The organism is Alteromonas ponticola, from assembly GCF_012911815.1.
GTDB lineage: Bacteria > Pseudomonadota > Gammaproteobacteria > Enterobacterales > Alteromonadaceae > Alteromonas > Alteromonas ponticola.
In genome coordinates this window covers 349,394-367,227 of sequence record NZ_JAATNW010000005.1, presented here as the reverse complement: position 1 = coordinate 367,227, position 17,834 = coordinate 349,394, and the positions used below count along the sequence as shown (strand labels likewise).

The window sequence follows — 17,834 nt, the reverse complement described above, 5'->3', positions numbered from 1 at the left end:
GAACAGGTCGTTAATGAAAATAAAATAAAAAGCCAGTCATCGTTGACTGGCTTTTAAGCGCTATAAGCAATGCGACGCCGCTTCATTAAGGGGGCGTCTATTTTTAAAAACGCTAGAGATTATTGAGGTACTATGGATTTTTCGCAGATATTTATGGTGATGGCTGCGACAATTGCCATGACTTTTTTTCTGGGTCGATTCCGCGCATTAAAGCTCGGTCAGGCAGCCGGAGGAAGAAAGTCGCTTAACTCACTTCCCGCTTACTATGGCTCATTGATGGCCATGTGGTGCGGCATTCCCTGTTTTATCCTGTTAGCTCTGTGGATGGCGTTTGATGATGTCATTATCAGCCAGGCAATTATGCAGGAGTTACCGCAAGCGGTACTAGCGCTGCCGGACAGCGAGCGCGGCCTGATCTTCAATATGATCAGCAATATTGCCGAGAACGGCGCCAGAGCCGGAGCGGAGCCTTATATGGTTACCGCTGCAGAGAGATTACAAAGCCTGCGCGAAACCAGCCAGCTGATACTGATAGCCTGTCTGGCATCCTTATTTTTAATTATTATGGTGGTGATTTGGGCCAGAATGTCTGCGCAAACCCGCGCACGGGTTCAGGTTGAAAACGGGTTTAAATGGTTGTTACTGATCTGCGCATCCATAGCTATTTTTACTACTGCTGGTATCGTCTTTTCGGTTTTATTTGAATCGATTCGATTCTTTCAGTCAGTGCCGATCACTGAATTCCTGTTTGGTATGGAATGGAGCCCACAAATGGCCATTCGTTCCGATCAGGTCGGCGGCAGTGGCGCCTTTGGTGCTGTACCGCTGTTTGCGGGAACCTTATTAATTTCCTTGATCGCCATGATAATTGCAGTACCTGCCGGATTAATGGCGGCAATTTACCTATCTGAATACGCACGCCCTGCCGTGCGCAGTACGGTTAAACCTTTATTGGAAGTACTGGCAGGTATTCCAACCGTCGTTTACGGCTTTTTCGCCGCGTTAACTGTGGCCCCTTTCATTCGTGATACCGGTGGCCTGATTGGGCTTAGCGTTTCTTCTGAGAGTGCGCTGGCAGCAGGGCTGGTAATGGGCATTATGATTATTCCTTTCGTTTCATCGTTATCTGACGATGTCATCAACGCGGTGCCACAGTCACTTCGCGATGGTGCCTACGGGTTGGGTGCAACGCGTTCTGAAACCATTAAGCAAGTGGTGATTCCAGCGGCGCTGCCGGGTATCGTGGGCGGTATTCTGTTGGCCGTTTCACGCGCTATTGGTGAAACCATGATTGTGGTCATGGCCGCTGGATTGGCAGCCAATCTTACCGCCAATCCGCTGGATTCGGTGACTACCGTTACCGTTCAGATCGTTACCTTGTTGGTGGGCGATCAGGAATTTAATAGTCCTAAAACGTTGTCTGCGTTTGCCTTGGGCTTGATGCTATTTACTATCACGCTGGTGCTTAACTACATCGCACTGCTGGTAGTGAAAAAATATCGCGAACAGTACGAATAAGCGCAATAGGAAAATATACAGTGACAAATTCGAATCAAACTCTGTCTACTGCAGAGAAAGTGAATCAAAGTTTGCAAAAGCGCTACCGTGCCGAAAAGCGTTTCAGAGCGTATGGAATAAGTGCCATAGCCTTTGGTCTTTTGTGTCTGGTGGTGTTATTTACCGATATTATTTCAAAAGGCCATAGCGCGTTTTTGCAGACCTATATCAAATTGGAAATTACTTTTGACCCTGTGGAAATGGGGCTGGATGATCCTACTGATGCCAGACAATTGGCGATGGCAGATTTTGACAGTCTAATCAGAAATGCGTTAAAGGAGCAATTTCCTGAGGCTTCAGATCGTCGCGACCGCAGAGCATTATATGCGGTTGTCAGTAATGGCGCAGCGTTTAAGCTAAGAGAGCAATTAAAAGCCGATCCTGAATTGCTTAATCAGACCGTGCCGGTTTGGATGCTGGCCGATGACGATATTGACACCTATGTTAAAAATCGCGAAGACGCTCAAGGTGAGACCTTCGCTGGTCGTATTAGCGAAAAGCAAATGGGTTGGGTCAATACGCTGATTGAAAATGATCAGGTGGAAAGTCGCTTTAACACCACCTTCTTCACCTCAGGAGACTCCAGAGAACCTGAACAGGCCGGTATTCTAGGCGCATTGATGGGATCGTTGCTGACCTTGCTGGTGACAATATTATTGTCATTTCCGATTGGCGTTGCAGCCGCGGTTTATCTTGAGGAATACGCACCCCAGAATAAGTTTACTGATTTCATTGAAGTGAATATCAACAACCTTGCGGCGGTGCCTTCCATCATTTTCGGTCTGTTAGGTTTGGCAATTTTCATCGGCTTTTTTGAAATGCAGCGCTCCCTGCCATTAGTAGGTGGTTTAGTACTAACCTTGATGACTCTGCCGACCATCATCATTTCAAGCCGTGCAGCCATTAAAGCGGTACCGCCCTCAGTACGTGATGCCGCACTCGGGTTAGGTGCGTCGAAAATGCAAATGGTACTACATCATGTATTGCCGCTTGCTATGCCTGGCATGCTCACTGGTGCAATCATCGGTTTTGCACAAGCGCTGGGCGAAACAGCGCCTTTATTAATGATCGGCATGGTGGCCTTTGTGGTTGATGTACCAGGCGCGATCACTGACCCGGCAACTGCATTACCCGTACAAATCTTTTTATGGTCAGACAGCCCGGAACGTGCGTTCGTTGAGCGAACATCAGCGGCAATCATGGTGCTTTTGGCCTTTTTAATCTCAATGAATACCCTCGCCATTTGGCTTCGTAGACGTCTTGAGCGTCGTTGGTAGGCTGATAGGAGTAATAATATGCAAGCAGTAAATACCCCCATCCAGGAAAATGAAAAATTGAACGCCAATACCAACGAGGCGGAACGCAAGCCTTCTGGCGCGGAACAAATGAATGATAGTGCGGCGAAGGTCGGTAAAACCGTTGGCAAACCCTTTGCCAAGCATCCTAAAATGACCATGCGCAACGTGGATGTATTTTACGGTGACAAGCAAGCGATTCATGATGTCAGTCTGGATATTGGCAAAAATGAAGTGGTTGCGATGATCGGGCCCTCTGGCTGCGGTAAATCAACCTTTTTGCGCTGTCTTAACCGTATGAATGACACCATCGAAATCTGCAAGGTCTCCGGCGAGATCAAGCTGGAAGAACTGGATGTTTATCATCCCAAACAGGATGTGGTGCCATTGCGCGCTCGTGTAGGTATCGTGTTTCAGAAACCCAACCCGTTTCCGAAGTCAATTTACGACAATGTTGCCTATGGCCCACGTATTCATGGACTGGTAGAACGTAAAACAGATCTAGATGAGATTGTTGAAAACAGTCTACGTCGCGCAAGCTTATGGGAAGAAGTAAAAGACCGCTTACACGCTCCCGGAACCGGGCTCTCAGGAGGTCAGCAACAACGTCTTTGTATTGCCAGAACCATAGCGGTTAGTCCTGAAGTCATCCTCATGGATGAACCCTGTTCAGCACTTGACCCAATCGCCACGGCAAAAATTGAAGAGCTAATTACTGAACTAAGCGAAAAGTTCACCATCGCTATCGTTACCCACTCAATGCAACAGGCAGCCCGGGTTTCACACCGAACGGCCTATTTTCATATGGGTAAACTGGTAGAAGTAAACGACACGAAACGAGTATTCACCAATCCTGAGCATGAGCTGACGGAAGCTTATATCACAGGTAGATTCGGTTAATTGCGGAGGTAAGCAATGGATAAGAAAAGTATGGAAAGGCATATTTCCCATAAGTTTGACGAAGATCTTGAGCAACTTAAAAATATGGTGCTCAAGATGGGTGGGGTGGTAGAACAACAAATCGCCGACGCAGTCAAAGCAGTGGAAAGCGCTGACAGTGAGTTAGCTGAAAAAGTTATTCGGGTTGAAGATGAAGTTGACCTGAAAGAAGTGGAATTGGATGAAGCCTGCACCAGTGTGCTTGCCTGCCGCCAACCCGCCGCTTCTGATCTGCGTATGGTATTAGCTATTACGAAAATGACCCGTGACCTTGAGCGTATGGGCGATGAAGCACAAAAAGTGGCCAAAATGGCGATTGCGCTGCAGGACTCGGGCTCAAAGGGATATGAAGAAGCCCGTCATATCGGTGCGTTGGTGCAGAAAATGGTCAATACCGTACTGGATGCATTCGCCCGTTTTGATGTGGATCAGGCGCTTGAAGTCGCGCGCACTGACAAAGAGGTGGATCGAGAGTATAAATCAGCAATGCGCGAAATTGTTACCTATATGATGGAAGACCCACGTGCGATCACCCGCTCCATGAACATTTTATGGACACTGCGTGCTATCGAACGTATTGGTGATCATGCGCGCAATATCGCAGAGCATGTCATTTTTCTGGTTAAAGGGACGGATGTTCGTCATACCAGTCTGCAGGAAATAGAGCGTCGCATCGGTAAAGCGTAAACCGTTTCGGCTAATCACTCAGGGAGCACTTTGCTCCCTTTTTTATCGAAGAAACGTGTCGTTGCGGCCTTCGCCGCAATGATGGTAGCTACTTTTAACTCACACTATGTGACCATATTAGATACACCACTGTTTATCAAAATTGGTTTCGTTCTATTATCCAATTTAAGAGTTGATTCAACCTACAGGGCGTACAAATCATCGCTGTTTTGTATTAATTTTAGCCATTTAGAGCGCTTAACGCTTGCAATCGGCTAAAAATGTAGACTATGGTAAATAACACATTCGAGTAGGTCATAATAAAAAGAGGCGTAAAGCTGGAGAATAATAACGGATGAAGCATTACATTAGTGTAGCCAGCTTGTTGATGATACTTTGGTTGTTGCTGTCGGGGCACTATAACCCACTGATGATTTCATTCGGTGTGGTGTCGGTCTGTTTCACCCTGTGGCTCAGTTATCGAATGCGAATAATAGACGATGAGAGTCACCCCATTCATCTCTCAGGCAGCCTGATTAAATACTGGATAGTGCTGTCGTATAAAATTTTTTTAGCGAATGTCGATGTCGTTCTGCGCATTATCGGTGTGCGTCCTGTAGAGCCTCAGCTTATTCGCATCCCATTTCCTAAGCAAGACGACTTGAGCAAGGTTATTTACGCCAACTCAGTTACCCTCACCCCGGGCTCGGCCAGTATCGAAATTTACCCGGACTCTGTTTTAGTGCATACCATCAGTAAAGAAGGCGCTACCGCGTTGTTAGAGGGAGACCTTGCCGATATATTCCCTGCCAAAGCAACACAAAGTAACGAGGCTCAACAATGACCATGTTCCTGTATGTTATAGGTTTCTCTATTTTGGTCACGATGGCGCTCGCGCTGGCCAGAGCGCTTGCAGGACCAACGGTATTTGACCGTATTCTGGCGGTAAACATGTTTGGTACCAAGGCCGTATTACTCGTTGCTGTAGTAGCCTTTGTCACTGGCCGTGCCGACGTGCTGGATATTGCGCTACTTTACTCGTTGCTCAACTTCGTGGGTGTCGTAGCCGCACTCCGGTTAGTCGAACGGGGAAGCTTCTATGCTACCGAGCGAATCCATGTCAAAACCAAGCCAGGAGAAAAGTTATGATTCTGGACTGGTTAAGCTACACCCTTATCACTCTGGGTGCGCTATTGAGTGTTATTGGGGGTATTGGATTGCATCGGATGCCCGATTTTTACTGTCGCTTACATGCGGTCGGCGTAACCGATACCCTATGTAGCTTCTTAATTTTATTCGGGCTTTCTTTTCAGGCCGGCTTCTCCTTAGCCACTGTGAAACTGTTTCTGATCTTTGCGTTTTTATTATTCACCAGCCCCACCGCATCATTTTCCCTTTCCCACAGTGCCTGGAAATGGGGGCTGACTCCAATAGGCGTGAGAGAGGATGCTCCATCAATGAAAATAAAAGTGAGAGAAGAATCATGATGGCGCTGATCATAGATGTATTTCTGTTACTTTTTCTAATTGCCAGCGCAATAGGAATTCTGCGGGCGCGTCACCTTTTTGCCATGGCCATGATGTTCGGCCTGTACAGTTTACTTGTCGCCAGCTTGTTCCTGCTGCTGGATGCACCAGACGTTGCTTTTACCGAAGCCGCCGTTGGCACTGGTATCGCCACTGTGCTAATGCTGGCAACACTGGCCGCGACTCGTCGCAGTAGCGAAAAGCCACGGAGTCGTTTTTCGCCCAGCGCCATGATAATCACCTTGCTAACCGGCGGGTTGCTGTTTTACGGCACATTAGATTTGCCCAATTTTGGTGATCCCAATGCGCCGCTTCATACCGAGATGGCGGCGCGCTTTATTGAACAGGGTCAACAGGATACCGGGGTACCTAACCTGGTAACCGCGGTCCTGGCCAGCTATCGAGGGTTCGACACGCTGGGTGAGGTTACGGTAGTTTTTACAGCCGGTGTGGGAGTGCTGCTGTTATTAAAAAGACGCAGAAAGCCGGTGGTGAGAGGACGGTCTAATGCAAGATAATTTAATTCTGCGAGTCATCGCCAAAGCACTGATCCCGATTATTTTTCTGTACGCTTTTTATGTGCAGTTTCACGGGGACTTTAGTCCCGGTGGCGGCTTTCAGGCTGGGGTCATCTTTAGTACCGCCATCCTATTGTATGCATTGGTTTTTGGTATGGACAAAGCTGCAGATGTACTTACCGACAAAATGCTGATCGGTTTAGCCAGTGGCGGTGTGCTGTTATATGGCGGTGTGGGTGTGGCTTCGATGTTGTTAGGAGGGAATTATCTTGACTACAACGTACTGGCCGACAATCCGGTCACCGGGCAACATATCGGTATCATCCTGATAGAACTCGGGGTTGGCATGACCGTCGCTTCCACCATGCTATTAATATTTTTCAGCTTTGCACGCAGGATGGTGTTCCGATGATGACGTTTATTGCCGGACATATCAGCTATTGGCTGATTATCTGTTTGATGATGGTAGGCCTGTATACATTAATGAGTTGCAGTAATTTGTTAAAGAAAATTGCTGGTCTGAGTGTTTTTCAAACAGGTGCAATTTTGTTTTACGTTAGCCTGGGCAAAATTGATGGGGGCACCATTCCCATTATTGCTGAAGGCTATTCACTCTACTCTAATCCCTTACCACAGGTCTTAATGCTCACTGCGATTGTGGTCGGCGTAGCCACCACCGCATTAGGCTTTGCATTGATTGTGAGAATACGAGAAGCGTACAGCTCAATTGAAGAGGATGAAATAATTACTATGGATCGACAGGATGACTGAGCATATCAGCGTTTTACTCATCATCATTCCATTAATCGCTGCCCCCCTTATGGTGATTGTTAACAATACCCGGTTCAGTTGGTTAGTCAGTTTAGCTGTTACAGCAGTCTGCACTTACTTGTCATTCGTGTTAATGACCGACATACAAGGCGGAAGCGAAGTGCACTATGCGATGGGAGGCTGGGCGCCACCCTGGGGCATCGCTTACCTGATTGATCCACTTAACGCGCTGGTCACTTTTATTGTTTGTCTTATCGCACTTACCACTATGATATTTGCGCGCAAAAGCGTGGATCGCGAAATTGAAGCTCACGCTGCACCGCTTTTTTACGCGGCATTTTTGCTGTGCTTTTTAGGCTTGGTGGGGATTTGTCTGACCGGCGATATATTCAATATGTTTGTCTTTTTGGAAATATCCTCACTTGCTTCTTACGCATTAATCGGAATGGGGAAAAACCGCCGCGCACTGACGGCTTCATTCCATTACCTGATTTTGGGAACATTGGGTGCGACTTTCTTTTTGCTGGGTATCGGAATGTTGCTGGCGGCCACCGGCACACTGAATATGCAGGACCTGACCGGTCTGTTACCCGCCATTGAAAACCGTCCGTTACTGCATACCGCCTTTGCATTGATCGTGGTTGGACTGGCGTTAAAAGCCGCCATTTTCCCTTTACATCTTTGGCTACCTAATGCGTACACCTACGCACCGAGTACGGTAAGCATATTTCTTTCTGCCACATCCACCAAAGTGGCGCTTTACGCGCTGATTCGCTGCCTCTACGACGTATTTTCGTTTGACTACATGCTCGACAGCTGGCTGCCACAGGCGTTGCTGTTTATTGGTACCGTCGCTGTGATATATGGGTCGTGGCTAGCCATTGGGCAGAACGAAGTTAAAAAGATGCTGGCGTATTCCAGTGTCGCACAAATTGGCTACATCGTGATTGGCATTGGTTTACTAAGTGATGACGGCCTCCGTGCCAGCCTGTTACATATCTTCAACCATGCATTAATGAAAGGCATGCTGTTCATGGTTGCTGGCGTCTTGGTTTATCGACTCAACAGTACCCACTATCAATCCATCAGTGGCATGGGTAAGCGCATGCCAATTACCTTCGGGGCATTCATTATCGGTGCGCTGAGTTTAATCGGGGTACCCGGCACGGTAGGTTTCGTGAGCAAGTGGAATCTTGCGCAGGCTGCGTTGGCTCAACAGCAGTGGATGGTGGTGGTTGTTTTACTGGTAGGCTCGCTGATGGCCGTAATTTATTGCTGGAAACTAATCGAAGTGCTCTATTTTCAACCCGCATCCAAGTCCAGAATTAGCAAGGTGGAACAAGGCGGTGATAGTGTCGCCCGCATGCCGGTAGGGATGATTATTGCCATGTGGGGTTTGGCACTGTTATGCATTTTCTTTGGCTTTAATACCGAGATGACGCTTCAGGGCGCACAAATAGCCGTTGATGCTTTGTATTCAGCACGAGGTATTACACCATGACAGACCACATGTTGATGCTGCTAACGTTTCTGCTACCAACACTGGGCGCCATAATTATCTCACGACTGGATAATCACCCCAATGTGCGTGAATTAGTTACCATTGCTACCGCAACCAGTTTGTTTGTAGTGGTGCTGAATCTCTATTTAAATTTTGAAGGCGCTGAAGCACAGCCATGGACGCTGGCAGAACCTGTGGAAGGTTTGGCCGTAACCTTTGTTATCAATCGCTTAGGATTAATGTTTGCTTTGATAGCCAGCAGTTTATGGCTGGTAACATCGATTTACGCGATAGGCTATATGCGCACTCATCAGGAGCAAAATCAAACCCGATTTTACGTGTTGTTTGCTGTGGCAATTGCTGCGGTAATGGCCATTGCCTTTTCCGATAACCTCTTTACCCTGTTTTTATTTTATGAAGTGTTAACCCTGTCTACTTATCCCTTGGTAACCCACAAAGGCAATGAAAAATCCCGCCGCAGTGGCAGGGTTTATCTGGGCATATTAATGGGTACATCAATTGGTCTGTTCCTGTTTGGCATACTTATCGTCTGGCAGCTTAGCGGTAACCTGACGTTTACCGAAGGTGGCGTGCTGCAGGGACATATCTCCTCGGGATGGGTAGCGGGTTTATATTTATTATTCCTGTTTGGTATTGGCAAAGCCGCAGTTATGCCTATCCATCGCTGGCTACCGGCCGCTATGGTGGCACCCACTCCCGTTAGTGCGCTGTTACATGCGGTAGCGGTGGTGAAAGCGGGCGTGTTTGCCTTACTCAAAGTGACCTTGTTTATTTTCGGTCCGGAGTTACTGCAAGGATCATTCTGGTACCAATGGCTGATCTTTTTGCCATTACTCACCATTCTTCTGGCCTCACTGGTCGCATTAACCCGTGACAATTTAAAAGAACGTCTGGCCTATTCAACCATCAGCCAGCTTAGCTACATTGTGTTAGGCATAATGATGGTCAATTCGATTGGTATGTTTGGTGGCGCGCTGCACATTGCCATGCACGCTTTTGCCAAGATCAGCCTGTTTTTTGCCGCGGGGGCCATTCTGATCACCGCGCATAAAACAAAGATCAGTGAACTTGCCGGTCTGGGTCGCCAGATGCCGTTTACGTTTGGTGTATTCCTCATCGGGACATTAAGCATAATTGGGCTGCCGCCATTAGCGGGTTTCTGGAGCAAATGGTACCTGATTATGGGCGGCATTGAATTTACCGGAGCCGAGGTCATCCGCTGGTCGATTGTTATCACTCTGCTCATTAGCTCGCTGCTGAATATTTACTATCTGGGCATAATCCCTCTTAAAGCGTATTTTGGCACGTCGTTAGAGCCAGAACCTAAACATGGCATCAAAGAGGCACCCTTGCCCTGCCTGGTCGGTTTAGCGATTCCGGCGGCTCTGTGTATTTATCTGTTTTTTCACCCTGAGCCTTTTTATAGCCTGGCCCAGCAAGGCACCGTAACAGAGCTCGAAGCAGGTGCAAGCGGAGTACAAAATTAATGAGCAAGATTACTTCGGAAAATAACGACGAAAAAGTGTACTTCTTTGACAAGCCCGAAAACGTACGGTTGATTCTACGCATTTTTTATTCACTGTGTGTATTGCTGCTTGTTTTAGACTTTTTTGTGCATCGCCACATTTATGTTTATTTTGAATCCGTACCGACATTTTATGCACTTTATGGCTTTATTGCCTGTGTGGTACTGGTGTTGATTGCCAAAGTGATGAGAAAAGTACTCATGCGCGATGAAGATTACTTTTCTGCGGCAACGCAAACCAAAACGCCAGAAAATGAGGAGAGTGAACATTGATGTGGTTGGCTGATCTTCCCCCGTTTATTGGCTTTTACGCAGCGGCTCTGTTGTTGCCGCTGCTGCCTGCTAAAACCCGCTGGCTGGTATTATTCGTACCGCTGATCAGTGGTGTAAGCCTTTTCCTGAATAGTGACAGCTTGCAAGCCGTTCAGGTTAGCTTTATGGAATTTGAGCTTCAGTTGATGCGCGTTGACCGCTTAAGCCTGATGTTTGGCTACTTGTTTCATATTGCCGCCTTTTTAGCCTTACTGTACTGTCTGCATGTGAAAGATCTACTGCAACAAGTATCGGGATTAGTTTACGCGGGCAGCGCACTGGGGGCGTGTTTTGCAGGTGATCTGATTACCCTCTTTTTGTTCTGGGAAATGCTGGCACTGACCTCAGTATGGTTAATCTGGGCCAGACGCACCCCGGAAGCGTCTTCTGCCGGGTTGCGCTATCTCATCTATCAGGTACTCTCAGGTGTCCTTCTATTGGCAGGTACCGCACTCCACTATCAGCAGACACAAAGCCTCGCATTTGACTATATTGGCCTGGATGGGTTGGCCTCGTGGCTATTGTTCCTGGCATTTGGCATAAAATGCGCATTTCCATTTTTACATACCTGGCTCACTGACGCTTACCCGGAAGCGACGCCAACGGGCACCGTGTTTTTATCGGCGTTTACCACCAAAATGGCCGTGTTCGCCTTGGCCCGTTGCTTCCCCGGCACTGAACTGCTGGTTTATATAGGTGCAGCTATGACCTGCTTCCCTATATTTTATGCGGTGATTGAAAACGATTTGCGCCGAGTGCTCGCATACAGTTTGATTAACCAGCTCGGGTTTATGGTGTGCGGTATCGGAATTGGTACGGCGTTAGCGCTAAATGGCGCGGTCGCACACGCGTTCAACGATGTCATTTTTAAAGGGCTGTTATTTATGACCATGGGTGCAGTGTTGCATCGGGTTGGCCATGTGAATGGCTCTGACTTAGGTGGTCTGTACAAAACCATGCCAAAAACAACCTGGTTTTGTATCGTCGGTGCGGCGTCAATTTCTGCCTTCCCGTTATTTAGCGGATTTGTGTCAAAAAGCATGGTGATGGCAGCGATGATTGAAGCCGGTCACGAATATCTCTGGCTAATGTTACTATTCGCGTCTGCGGGGGTATTCCATCATGCCGGAATAAAGATACCGTTCTTCGCCTTTTTCGCACACGATTCAGGTTTGCGCCCAAAAGAAGCGCCCGCCAACATGCTCGCAGCGATGTTCATCGCATCCGTGCTGTGTATCGTGATTGGCAGCTATCCGGATGTGATGTATTCGTTGTTGCCATGGGAACACGATTATAAGCCTTATGACATCACGCATACTCTTACCCAGTTGCAGTTGTTGTTTTTCTCTGCGTTGGCTTTTGTCTGGCTTAACAAACAAGGGTTGTATCCACCGGAATTGCGTTCAGTGAACCTGGACGTAGATTGGTTCTATCGGAAGGCCCTGCCAGCGGTAAGCAGCGGCATCAGTCACCGGTTGAGCGTGCTGAAAACGCAGGCGCGGGATTTGACCTCAAATTGGTATGCGAAGCTGCCTGATAACAAATCGTCCAGCAGTTACTCGATTACGCAACTAACTAAGCGAATGTCGGCTGTGTTAGTGCTGCTGTTATTTGTAGGCTTTCTTGCCAGGGTCCTTTAAAAGAAAAGTGGCCGGTGAATCGATGTCAGGTGACACCGGCCCGTTTTAACGCTTTATACCTTAAACTGGGCGATAGTTTGTCCCAGACCCAGAATTTGATGTTTTAGCGAATCGCTTTCTCGTGCATTTTTTTCTGCTTTTGAGCTAACTTGTGCAGATATGTCTCTGATTTTAATTACGTTTCGATTGACATCACTGGTCACCTGAGTTTGTTGACTAATGGCCTCGGCTACCTGAACGGTCATCTCCACAATGGTGGCGATATCGTCGGTCATTATTGTGAGCGCACTGCTTGCCGCCGCGACTTTCTCAGCACTCTTAGCCCCCTGCTCCTGACATAGTTTCATTTCAGCGACAATGTTCTTTGTGCGATCTTGCAAGGTAGAAATTATCGTTTCTATTTCTTGGGTGGATTCCTGAGTACGCATTGCAAGATTTCTCACTTCATCAGCTACCACAGCAAATCCTCTGCCTTGCTCACCCGCTCTTGCCGCCTCAATTGCCGCATTTAACGCCAATAAATTTGTTTGCTCAGCAATTCCGCGAATTACATCTAGCACTGAGCCGATTGTCTGGCTGTCAGCATCCAGCTGATTTACCACTTTACCAACCCCATCCAGTCGCTGTGATAAGGTACTGATTTCGCCTACGCTGCTGTCTATCTCTTTTTTTCTGACGATGGTATCAGTGCGCGTTGTTTCAGCGCGCTGCGCCATCGCGTGAGTGTTGTGAGAAACATCAGATATGCTGGCTTCCATTTCATGCGCGGCGGTTGCGACCATTTCGCTTTCGCGCTCTTGTTCCTGCATTCCCTGGCTCGTACTGGTGATATTTTCGGCGAGATTGCCGATAGTTTGCTCTATTGACTGAATCGCCTTGTTAACTTCTTTGAGGATTGACTGGAACTGGGAAAGTAACGCATCCATAAATGAGCTCAGCCCGGCCAGTTCAGAACGCCCTTTCACATCAGTACGCAACGTTAAATCATTGTTTTGACGTATTTCCTGCACGCGGTTATTGATTTGCGTCAACGGTTTTATAATGGCTCGGGCGATATACCAGTTGGAAATGAGTACTATTGCAATAATTATGAGCACAGCTAACAGGGTAAGAAAAATGGCCTGTTCCTCACTGGCGGTCAAATTAGCCTGTGCCGAATTTTCCAATGTCGCCAGCGACTCTTCCGTTTGATGCACGGCCTTGCGCATTTCTCCCAGCTTGCCCTGATCTGCTGATAGCCCGAGTGCTTGCTGCATTTCTACCAGCGTTCTGAACTGGCTTTGGTAATTACTGATAGTGGCTATCAGGTCTGCTTCAACCTGAGGACTGTAATTCGCGTCTCTCACCTGACTGATAAATGACTCAACATTCTGGTTAAACTGGTCCAGATACTTTAAGTCCAGGCGTAACATGAAGTCTTTTTCGTTGCGGCGCAGCTGTAACATGCCCACTAATAATGCACTGTCATCATAGTTTGAAAGCACTTCTTCAACGGTATGCACTGACGCGCGTAAACCACCGTATAGGCCGTCCTTAGGATTTAAGCCAATCTGTTGCTGCAAAGATACCAATTGATTAAAGGCGGCATGATAGCTTGAAAGATGCTGCTGCAGGTTTTCTACCGGTACAGTATCAATTTGCTTATCATTCAGTTGCGTTTTTAAATCTGCAATATCAAGTCTCAGCTGCTGATAGTTTGCGTTCAACTTTTCCTGATATTTCAAATCCAGCCGGGCTAAAAAATCTTTTTCGTTGCGCCGTAATAGCAAAATTCCCGCTTCGATCGCCTTGAGCTCAGTGAGCGCTTCCGCCGTTGCCGCCTGCGAGCGCGTGTCACGCATAAGTGCCGCAACTAAAATTATTAACCCCAGTGCGGTGATGACCGCATTGAGCAATAGTTTTTGGCGGATGGTTAAATCGAATGACATTTTCACAATGTGACTACCCTTATTCAGCATGAATTAAATTAAGGTTAGTCTATTTACTCTGGTAAGATGCAAATTTTAGTGCCGACTATACCCGCTACAGATTGACTAGACGCTACGTACACAGTTAAATAACCAGTCTGGTAAGCAGCACAATAGCGTCGCTGGCAATTCTTCTGTATTGTTGCACCTTACACAGGTGCTTAACATATCGACCAGTATGTCTAAGGTATAATATTTCACACTTGTGTTAGTGGTTGTAATCGAAATAAAGAATAGCCACGGCTTAAAATGGCAAAAGTGTGATAATTATTACGCAATGTCACAAAACTGTAATATACATGGCATATCGTACGCGCCATTCAAGGCGTTTTTATGGAATTTGAATTATGCGTTTAATAAAACCTCTTTCTTTCGCTGTATTATCAGCGCTGAGTATTTCTTCTGCTTACGCAGAGCCACTAACGGTTTACGGCAAAGTTAATGTAAGCGGCCAGATGTCAGATGAAGGCGAAGGCAGCTTTACTGAGCTCAAAAGCAATGCCTCACGTATCGGCGTCGAAGGTGACTATACCTTAGCTGATGGTCTTGAAGCCGTTTATTTACTTGAGTGGCAGGTTGACGTTGCCGACGAGTCTGGTGCTGAAAATTTAAAGTCTCGTAACCAGTATGTGGGCCTTGCAGGTCACTTCGGTACTGTTTTAGTCGGTAGAAAAGACACCGTACTAAAAGATTTAAGTAAACCGGTGGACCAGTTCAACGATTACGAAGCAGACTTAAAAGGATTGTGGGAAGGCGAAAACCGCATGAGTGACTCAGTCACTTACATTAGCCCGGCATTCTCAGGTTTCACAGGCTCGATTACCTACATCGCTGAAGATGAAGTGAGTGGTAACGACGCTGTTTCAGCAGCGGTTTCATTCGGTGACGCCAAGTTGAAGAAAACCAATCTCTACGCGGCCATCGCAATTGATAGCGAAGTAGACGGTTACGATGCGCAACGCGCGATTATTCAGGGAAAATTTGATGCGTGGGTTGTGGGCGCTATTCTGCACAGTCAGGAAGCGGTTGTTGACGGTAATAGTGAGAACGGCTTCACACTGAGCACCTCTTACAGCTTTAACGATTGGAAATTCAAAGCGCAACACCAGACCCTGGAAGACGATTCCAGCACGTCGATTGGTGCGGACTACAAACTAGGTGAAAATACCAAAGCGTTCGTCTGGTATACTGATCGCGCACTGGATAACAGCGACGACAAAAACTGGCTGGCTGTAGGGCTTGAGCATAAGTTCTAATCTAACCCGCACCCGGTCGAATCAAAAAAACAGGCGCCTAGAGCCTGTTTTTTTGATTCGCTAAGCGATAAATCCACCAGCGTGGTCAGTCTAATAACTTAAACGGAAGCTCCGTTTTCTCCGTAAATTTTTCGAACAAATATTTTTTGTGTTTGCATTGCGGAATATGCACATAACATGGCGGACGCGGTGTCACTTCCTGTAGTTCAAACCACATCGCATCGAGCGCCTCTATTCCTTCCACCACAAACATTTCGCCCCAGGTGGTTGAATAAACAACCCACACTTCGTCGACAGACACGCGCGGCCGTGGCGTGGTGAAATTAACAACGACCATGCAGGTTTTTATTTGCTGTGGCGACAGCAAATTTTCCCGTGGTAGGGCATTGATTTTTACTGGGGGAAATAATTCAAGCGTATGCTTAATTAAGTTATGCACATCGTTTTCGGTGAGCGGGTCTGTATCGTAGTCCAGGAAGAACCGCGTTTCTTCGTTCATAATGCGATTACTTACGCCCCACATGACCAGGCGAATCGGTGAGGGAAACTGTATCATCCTGGTTTCTGCTAACGCTTCACCGTACTGTCCCATAAGATCACCAGAATGAGCACTCCAGACCACTTTGTTGTTTTTCTTCTTGGTCAGCTTAAAGGTAACCTGGGGGCAATAAACCCGGTTGTCGAAACCACTACGCAGGAACTCAACCTTGTTCTCTTTTCTTGAATAAAACGTGTCCAGGCGTCTTCCAATGACCGTCATATCTTCTTTGCTTACCAGTTGTTGACCCGTAGAGAGCTTACTTGACATGCGCCGATAGCACTGAATAAGAAAACGATGAATTCTTCGTGACAGCTGCACTAATTCCTGAAAAGACCACTCGTCCAGATCATCCAGATGGCGTATCTCTGAGCGTATCCATCCCCATTGTTTAGCATAGCCAGCCATAATTCTTCGCTTAAAGGTTGCCTGACCTTCTTTAACCGGATAGCTGAGCTTGGGAGCACATTTGATATATAAACATTCTCGTAACAGGTTAACCGCATCGTACTGCTCCTCTGACTCGTAATGCTGGATCAGTTGATCGAACATCAAAGCATAGGGATCAATAATAGCGACCGAACCCGGCGCTTCATCGCCGTTGTGAACGCGCTTTTTAAGTAAATTACACAATGGCTGTTCGTCTTCCAGATTTTCCAGGAAGACTTCCAGTTTTGCCATTTTCAGCACTGATTTGAAGGGCGAGTCCATCGCTTTACCAAGCTGCCATATCGCCGCCCCAAATAATTCATTAGGGTCGAGTTTTTCCAGATGGCCCAGATCCATAAACCAGTTTGGATCCGGGGAATTGCCTTCATTCAGCTGTTGCATCAGCGAATAATATTGTTGCTCCGAGAACGTTTCTGGCACAAGCCACCAGAATGGCGCCTTACCCGCAACCACGATATTGGTGGTGTAAAATTCGGCTTTCAGTAATACCGCTTGCGCAGAGCCTGCGCTTTCACCTTCTGCCACGCCAAAATCACAGGCTTTTACCTGCTCGATATCTGACAGGAAAAAATGGATTTCGATACCGTATTCCGTTGCCGCCCATTGCTCTATTGCAGTTAATTTTTCTTGCAGCAGTACCTGAGCTTCAGGTGTGAGCAATTTACTGTTAATACATACCCAATAGTCGAAATCAGAATCTGTAGATTGAGCGATGGTGCCAATGCTGCCCATCAGAACCAATGCATCTATCGAGCGTGAACGTGGCCAAAGCTGCCGGATATCGTCAAATAACCCTTGCAGATGAGGAAATACCTCAAGCAATGCAAACTTAATCTGATCGCGGTAGGAATAATTGTTTAATCCATGGGGGGTGTTGTCATCTTCAATATAGCCTGGCAAATCAGGATGATTTACGTGGAGCAGGAAAGGCAGCACATGAAACAATGGGCGGTGTTGCTCTGATAACAACGACAATGAGCGTTCGATTCTGGCTTTGTTATAGCGCAATACTCTTAACAGACGAATCGTCAGATTTTGATTAACAGTAAGTGTTTGTTGCGATGTCATTGCGCTCATTATCTTAAAGTTTTCATCGGAAAGAGTAACACGAACACTTTGCCAGGCAACTCTTGTATTTTCTATAACGGCGTGAAATTTTAGCACTGTATGTGAGGTCAACAAACCGTGTTTTCGGTTTTCATACTCAAATCTACCCGAATCTTCAAATTCAGCCTAAATTGTAGACTAAAAAGTTAGTCTCGCTTTGATGGTAATCTTGCGTACCTGTTTAGCATGTTCATAAGCAGTCATCCAAATCCAGTTTAGTGCAATGCGGGTCACTGCTGTCACGC

At 47.0% G+C, this 17,834-nt stretch carries 17 protein-coding genes; 15 read left to right on the top strand and 2 right to left on the bottom strand.

Annotation, left to right across the window (positions count from 1 at the left end; all coding sequences use genetic code 11):
- Nucleotides 1-132: 132 nt before the first annotated feature.
- From pstC to HCJ96_RS10885, 14 genes are all read left to right on the top strand, one after another.
- Complete coding sequence (gene pstC / locus HCJ96_RS10950) at nucleotides 133-1,518, top strand: phosphate ABC transporter permease subunit PstC (RefSeq protein WP_169211087.1); 1,386 nt, start codon at nucleotides 133-135, stop codon at nucleotides 1,516-1,518.
- A 20-nt stretch (nucleotides 1,519-1,538) separates the two neighbouring features.
- Nucleotides 1,539-2,834 carry a phosphate ABC transporter permease PstA gene (gene pstA, locus HCJ96_RS10945; protein WP_343034706.1) on the top strand — a complete coding sequence of 432 codons (1,296 nt, stop codon included), beginning with the start codon at nucleotides 1,539-1,541 and terminating at the stop codon, nucleotides 2,832-2,834.
- Between the two features lie 108 nt (nucleotides 2,835-2,942).
- Nucleotides 2,943-3,752 carry a phosphate ABC transporter ATP-binding protein PstB gene (gene pstB, locus HCJ96_RS10940; protein ID WP_246261332.1) on the top strand — a complete coding sequence of 270 codons (810 nt, stop codon included), beginning with the start codon at nucleotides 2,943-2,945 and terminating at the stop codon, nucleotides 3,750-3,752.
- A gap of 30 nt (nucleotides 3,753-3,782) precedes the next feature.
- On the top strand, nucleotides 3,783-4,478 hold the full coding sequence (gene phoU, locus HCJ96_RS10935) for a phosphate signaling complex protein PhoU (RefSeq protein WP_169211154.1): 696 nt from the start codon (nucleotides 3,783-3,785) through the stop codon (nucleotides 4,476-4,478).
- A 334-nt stretch (nucleotides 4,479-4,812) separates the two neighbouring features.
- Nucleotides 4,813-5,301 (top strand): Na+/H+ antiporter subunit E, encoded by a 489-nt coding sequence (locus tag HCJ96_RS10930; RefSeq protein WP_169211085.1) that lies wholly within the window; start codon nucleotides 4,813-4,815, stop codon nucleotides 5,299-5,301.
- Complete coding sequence (locus HCJ96_RS10925; protein WP_246261296.1) at nucleotides 5,298-5,606, top strand: MrpF/PhaF family protein; 309 nt, start codon at nucleotides 5,298-5,300, stop codon at nucleotides 5,604-5,606. The genes HCJ96_RS10930 and HCJ96_RS10925 overlap by 4 nt, the downstream gene beginning before the upstream one ends.
- Nucleotides 5,603-5,944 carry a monovalent cation/H(+) antiporter subunit G gene (gene mnhG / locus HCJ96_RS10920; protein ID WP_169211084.1) on the top strand — a complete coding sequence of 114 codons (342 nt, stop codon included), beginning with the start codon at nucleotides 5,603-5,605 and terminating at the stop codon, nucleotides 5,942-5,944. Before HCJ96_RS10925 ends, mnhG begins: the two co-directional genes overlap by 4 nt.
- Nucleotides 5,941-6,501, top strand: coding sequence for a DUF4040 domain-containing protein (locus HCJ96_RS16320; protein ID WP_246261294.1), 561 nt, complete (start codon nucleotides 5,941-5,943; stop codon nucleotides 6,499-6,501). Before mnhG ends, HCJ96_RS16320 begins: the two co-directional genes overlap by 4 nt.
- Nucleotides 6,491-6,913: a Na(+)/H(+) antiporter subunit B gene (locus tag HCJ96_RS16315; protein WP_169211083.1), complete on the top strand. Its 423-nt coding sequence runs from the start codon at nucleotides 6,491-6,493 to the stop codon at nucleotides 6,911-6,913. Before HCJ96_RS16320 ends, HCJ96_RS16315 begins: the two co-directional genes overlap by 11 nt.
- Complete coding sequence (locus tag HCJ96_RS10905; RefSeq protein WP_169211082.1) at nucleotides 6,910-7,272, top strand: cation:proton antiporter subunit C; 363 nt, start codon at nucleotides 6,910-6,912, stop codon at nucleotides 7,270-7,272. The genes HCJ96_RS16315 and HCJ96_RS10905 overlap by 4 nt, the downstream gene beginning before the upstream one ends.
- Nucleotides 7,265-8,773 (top strand): monovalent cation/H+ antiporter subunit D family protein, encoded by a 1,509-nt coding sequence (locus tag HCJ96_RS10900; RefSeq protein ID WP_169211081.1) that lies wholly within the window; start codon nucleotides 7,265-7,267, stop codon nucleotides 8,771-8,773. Before HCJ96_RS10905 ends, HCJ96_RS10900 begins: the two co-directional genes overlap by 8 nt.
- On the top strand, nucleotides 8,770-10,281 hold the full coding sequence (locus tag HCJ96_RS10895) for a proton-conducting transporter transmembrane domain-containing protein (protein ID WP_169211080.1): 1,512 nt from the start codon (nucleotides 8,770-8,772) through the stop codon (nucleotides 10,279-10,281). The genes HCJ96_RS10900 and HCJ96_RS10895 overlap by 4 nt, the downstream gene beginning before the upstream one ends.
- Nucleotides 10,281-10,592, top strand: a complete 312-nt coding sequence (locus HCJ96_RS10890) for a hypothetical protein (RefSeq protein WP_246261292.1) — start codon at nucleotides 10,281-10,283, stop codon at nucleotides 10,590-10,592. Before HCJ96_RS10895 ends, HCJ96_RS10890 begins: the two co-directional genes overlap by 1 nt.
- Entirely contained in the window at nucleotides 10,592-12,271 is a 1,680-nt protein-coding gene (locus HCJ96_RS10885) for a Na(+)/H(+) antiporter subunit D (protein ID WP_169211079.1), read from the top strand. Before HCJ96_RS10890 ends, HCJ96_RS10885 begins: the two co-directional genes overlap by 1 nt.
- Nucleotides 12,272-12,324: 53 nt before the next feature.
- Here the strand turns inward: HCJ96_RS10885 and HCJ96_RS10880 are convergent, their stop codons facing one another.
- Nucleotides 12,325-14,199 carry a methyl-accepting chemotaxis protein gene (locus tag HCJ96_RS10880; RefSeq protein ID WP_246261330.1) on the bottom strand — a complete coding sequence of 625 codons (1,875 nt, stop codon included), beginning with the start codon at nucleotides 14,197-14,199 and terminating at the stop codon, nucleotides 12,325-12,327.
- A 386-nt stretch (nucleotides 14,200-14,585) separates the two neighbouring features.
- Here HCJ96_RS10880 and HCJ96_RS10875 point away from each other — a divergent pair, with 386 nt between their 5' ends.
- Nucleotides 14,586-15,494 (top strand): porin, encoded by a 909-nt coding sequence (locus HCJ96_RS10875; RefSeq protein WP_169211077.1) that lies wholly within the window; start codon nucleotides 14,586-14,588, stop codon nucleotides 15,492-15,494.
- A gap of 85 nt (nucleotides 15,495-15,579) precedes the next feature.
- Here HCJ96_RS10875 and HCJ96_RS10870 read toward each other — a convergent pair whose 3' ends face one another.
- On the bottom strand, nucleotides 15,580-17,550 hold the full coding sequence (locus HCJ96_RS10870) for a class I adenylate cyclase (protein ID WP_169211076.1): 1,971 nt from the start codon (nucleotides 17,548-17,550) through the stop codon (nucleotides 15,580-15,582).
- Nucleotides 17,551-17,834 lie beyond the last annotated feature (284 nt).

Bases quoted from the DNA above. Each gene is read 5' to 3' on its own strand.
- HCJ96_RS16320 (WP_246261294.1), top strand. From the start codon at position 5,941: ATGATGGCGCTGATCATAGATGTATTTCTGTTACTTTTTCTAATTGCC.
- pstB (WP_246261332.1), top strand. From the start codon at position 2,943: ATGAATGATAGTGCGGCGAAGGTCGGTAAAACCGTTGGCAAACCCTTT.
- HCJ96_RS10900 (WP_169211081.1), top strand. From the start codon at position 7,265: ATGACTGAGCATATCAGCGTTTTACTCATCATCATTCCATTAATCGCT.
- pstC (WP_169211087.1), top strand. From the start codon at position 133: ATGGATTTTTCGCAGATATTTATGGTGATGGCTGCGACAATTGCCATG.
- HCJ96_RS10880 (WP_246261330.1), bottom strand. From the start codon at position 14,199: ATGTCATTCGATTTAACCATCCGCCAAAAACTATTGCTCAATGCGGTC.
- HCJ96_RS10905 (WP_169211082.1), top strand. From the start codon at position 6,910: ATGATGACGTTTATTGCCGGACATATCAGCTATTGGCTGATTATCTGT.
- HCJ96_RS10885 (WP_169211079.1), top strand. From the start codon at position 10,592: ATGTGGTTGGCTGATCTTCCCCCGTTTATTGGCTTTTACGCAGCGGCT.
- HCJ96_RS10925 (WP_246261296.1), top strand. From the start codon at position 5,298: ATGACCATGTTCCTGTATGTTATAGGTTTCTCTATTTTGGTCACGATG.
- HCJ96_RS16315 (WP_169211083.1), top strand. From the start codon at position 6,491: ATGCAAGATAATTTAATTCTGCGAGTCATCGCCAAAGCACTGATCCCG.
- HCJ96_RS10930 (WP_169211085.1), top strand. From the start codon at position 4,813: ATGAAGCATTACATTAGTGTAGCCAGCTTGTTGATGATACTTTGGTTG.
- phoU (WP_169211154.1), top strand. From the start codon at position 3,783: ATGGAAAGGCATATTTCCCATAAGTTTGACGAAGATCTTGAGCAACTT.
- mnhG (WP_169211084.1), top strand. From the start codon at position 5,603: ATGATTCTGGACTGGTTAAGCTACACCCTTATCACTCTGGGTGCGCTA.
- HCJ96_RS10875 (WP_169211077.1), top strand. From the start codon at position 14,586: ATGCGTTTAATAAAACCTCTTTCTTTCGCTGTATTATCAGCGCTGAGT.
- HCJ96_RS10890 (WP_246261292.1), top strand. From the start codon at position 10,281: ATGAGCAAGATTACTTCGGAAAATAACGACGAAAAAGTGTACTTCTTT.
- HCJ96_RS10870 (WP_169211076.1), bottom strand. From the start codon at position 17,550: ATGACATCGCAACAAACACTTACTGTTAATCAAAATCTGACGATTCGT.
- HCJ96_RS10895 (WP_169211080.1), top strand. From the start codon at position 8,770: ATGACAGACCACATGTTGATGCTGCTAACGTTTCTGCTACCAACACTG.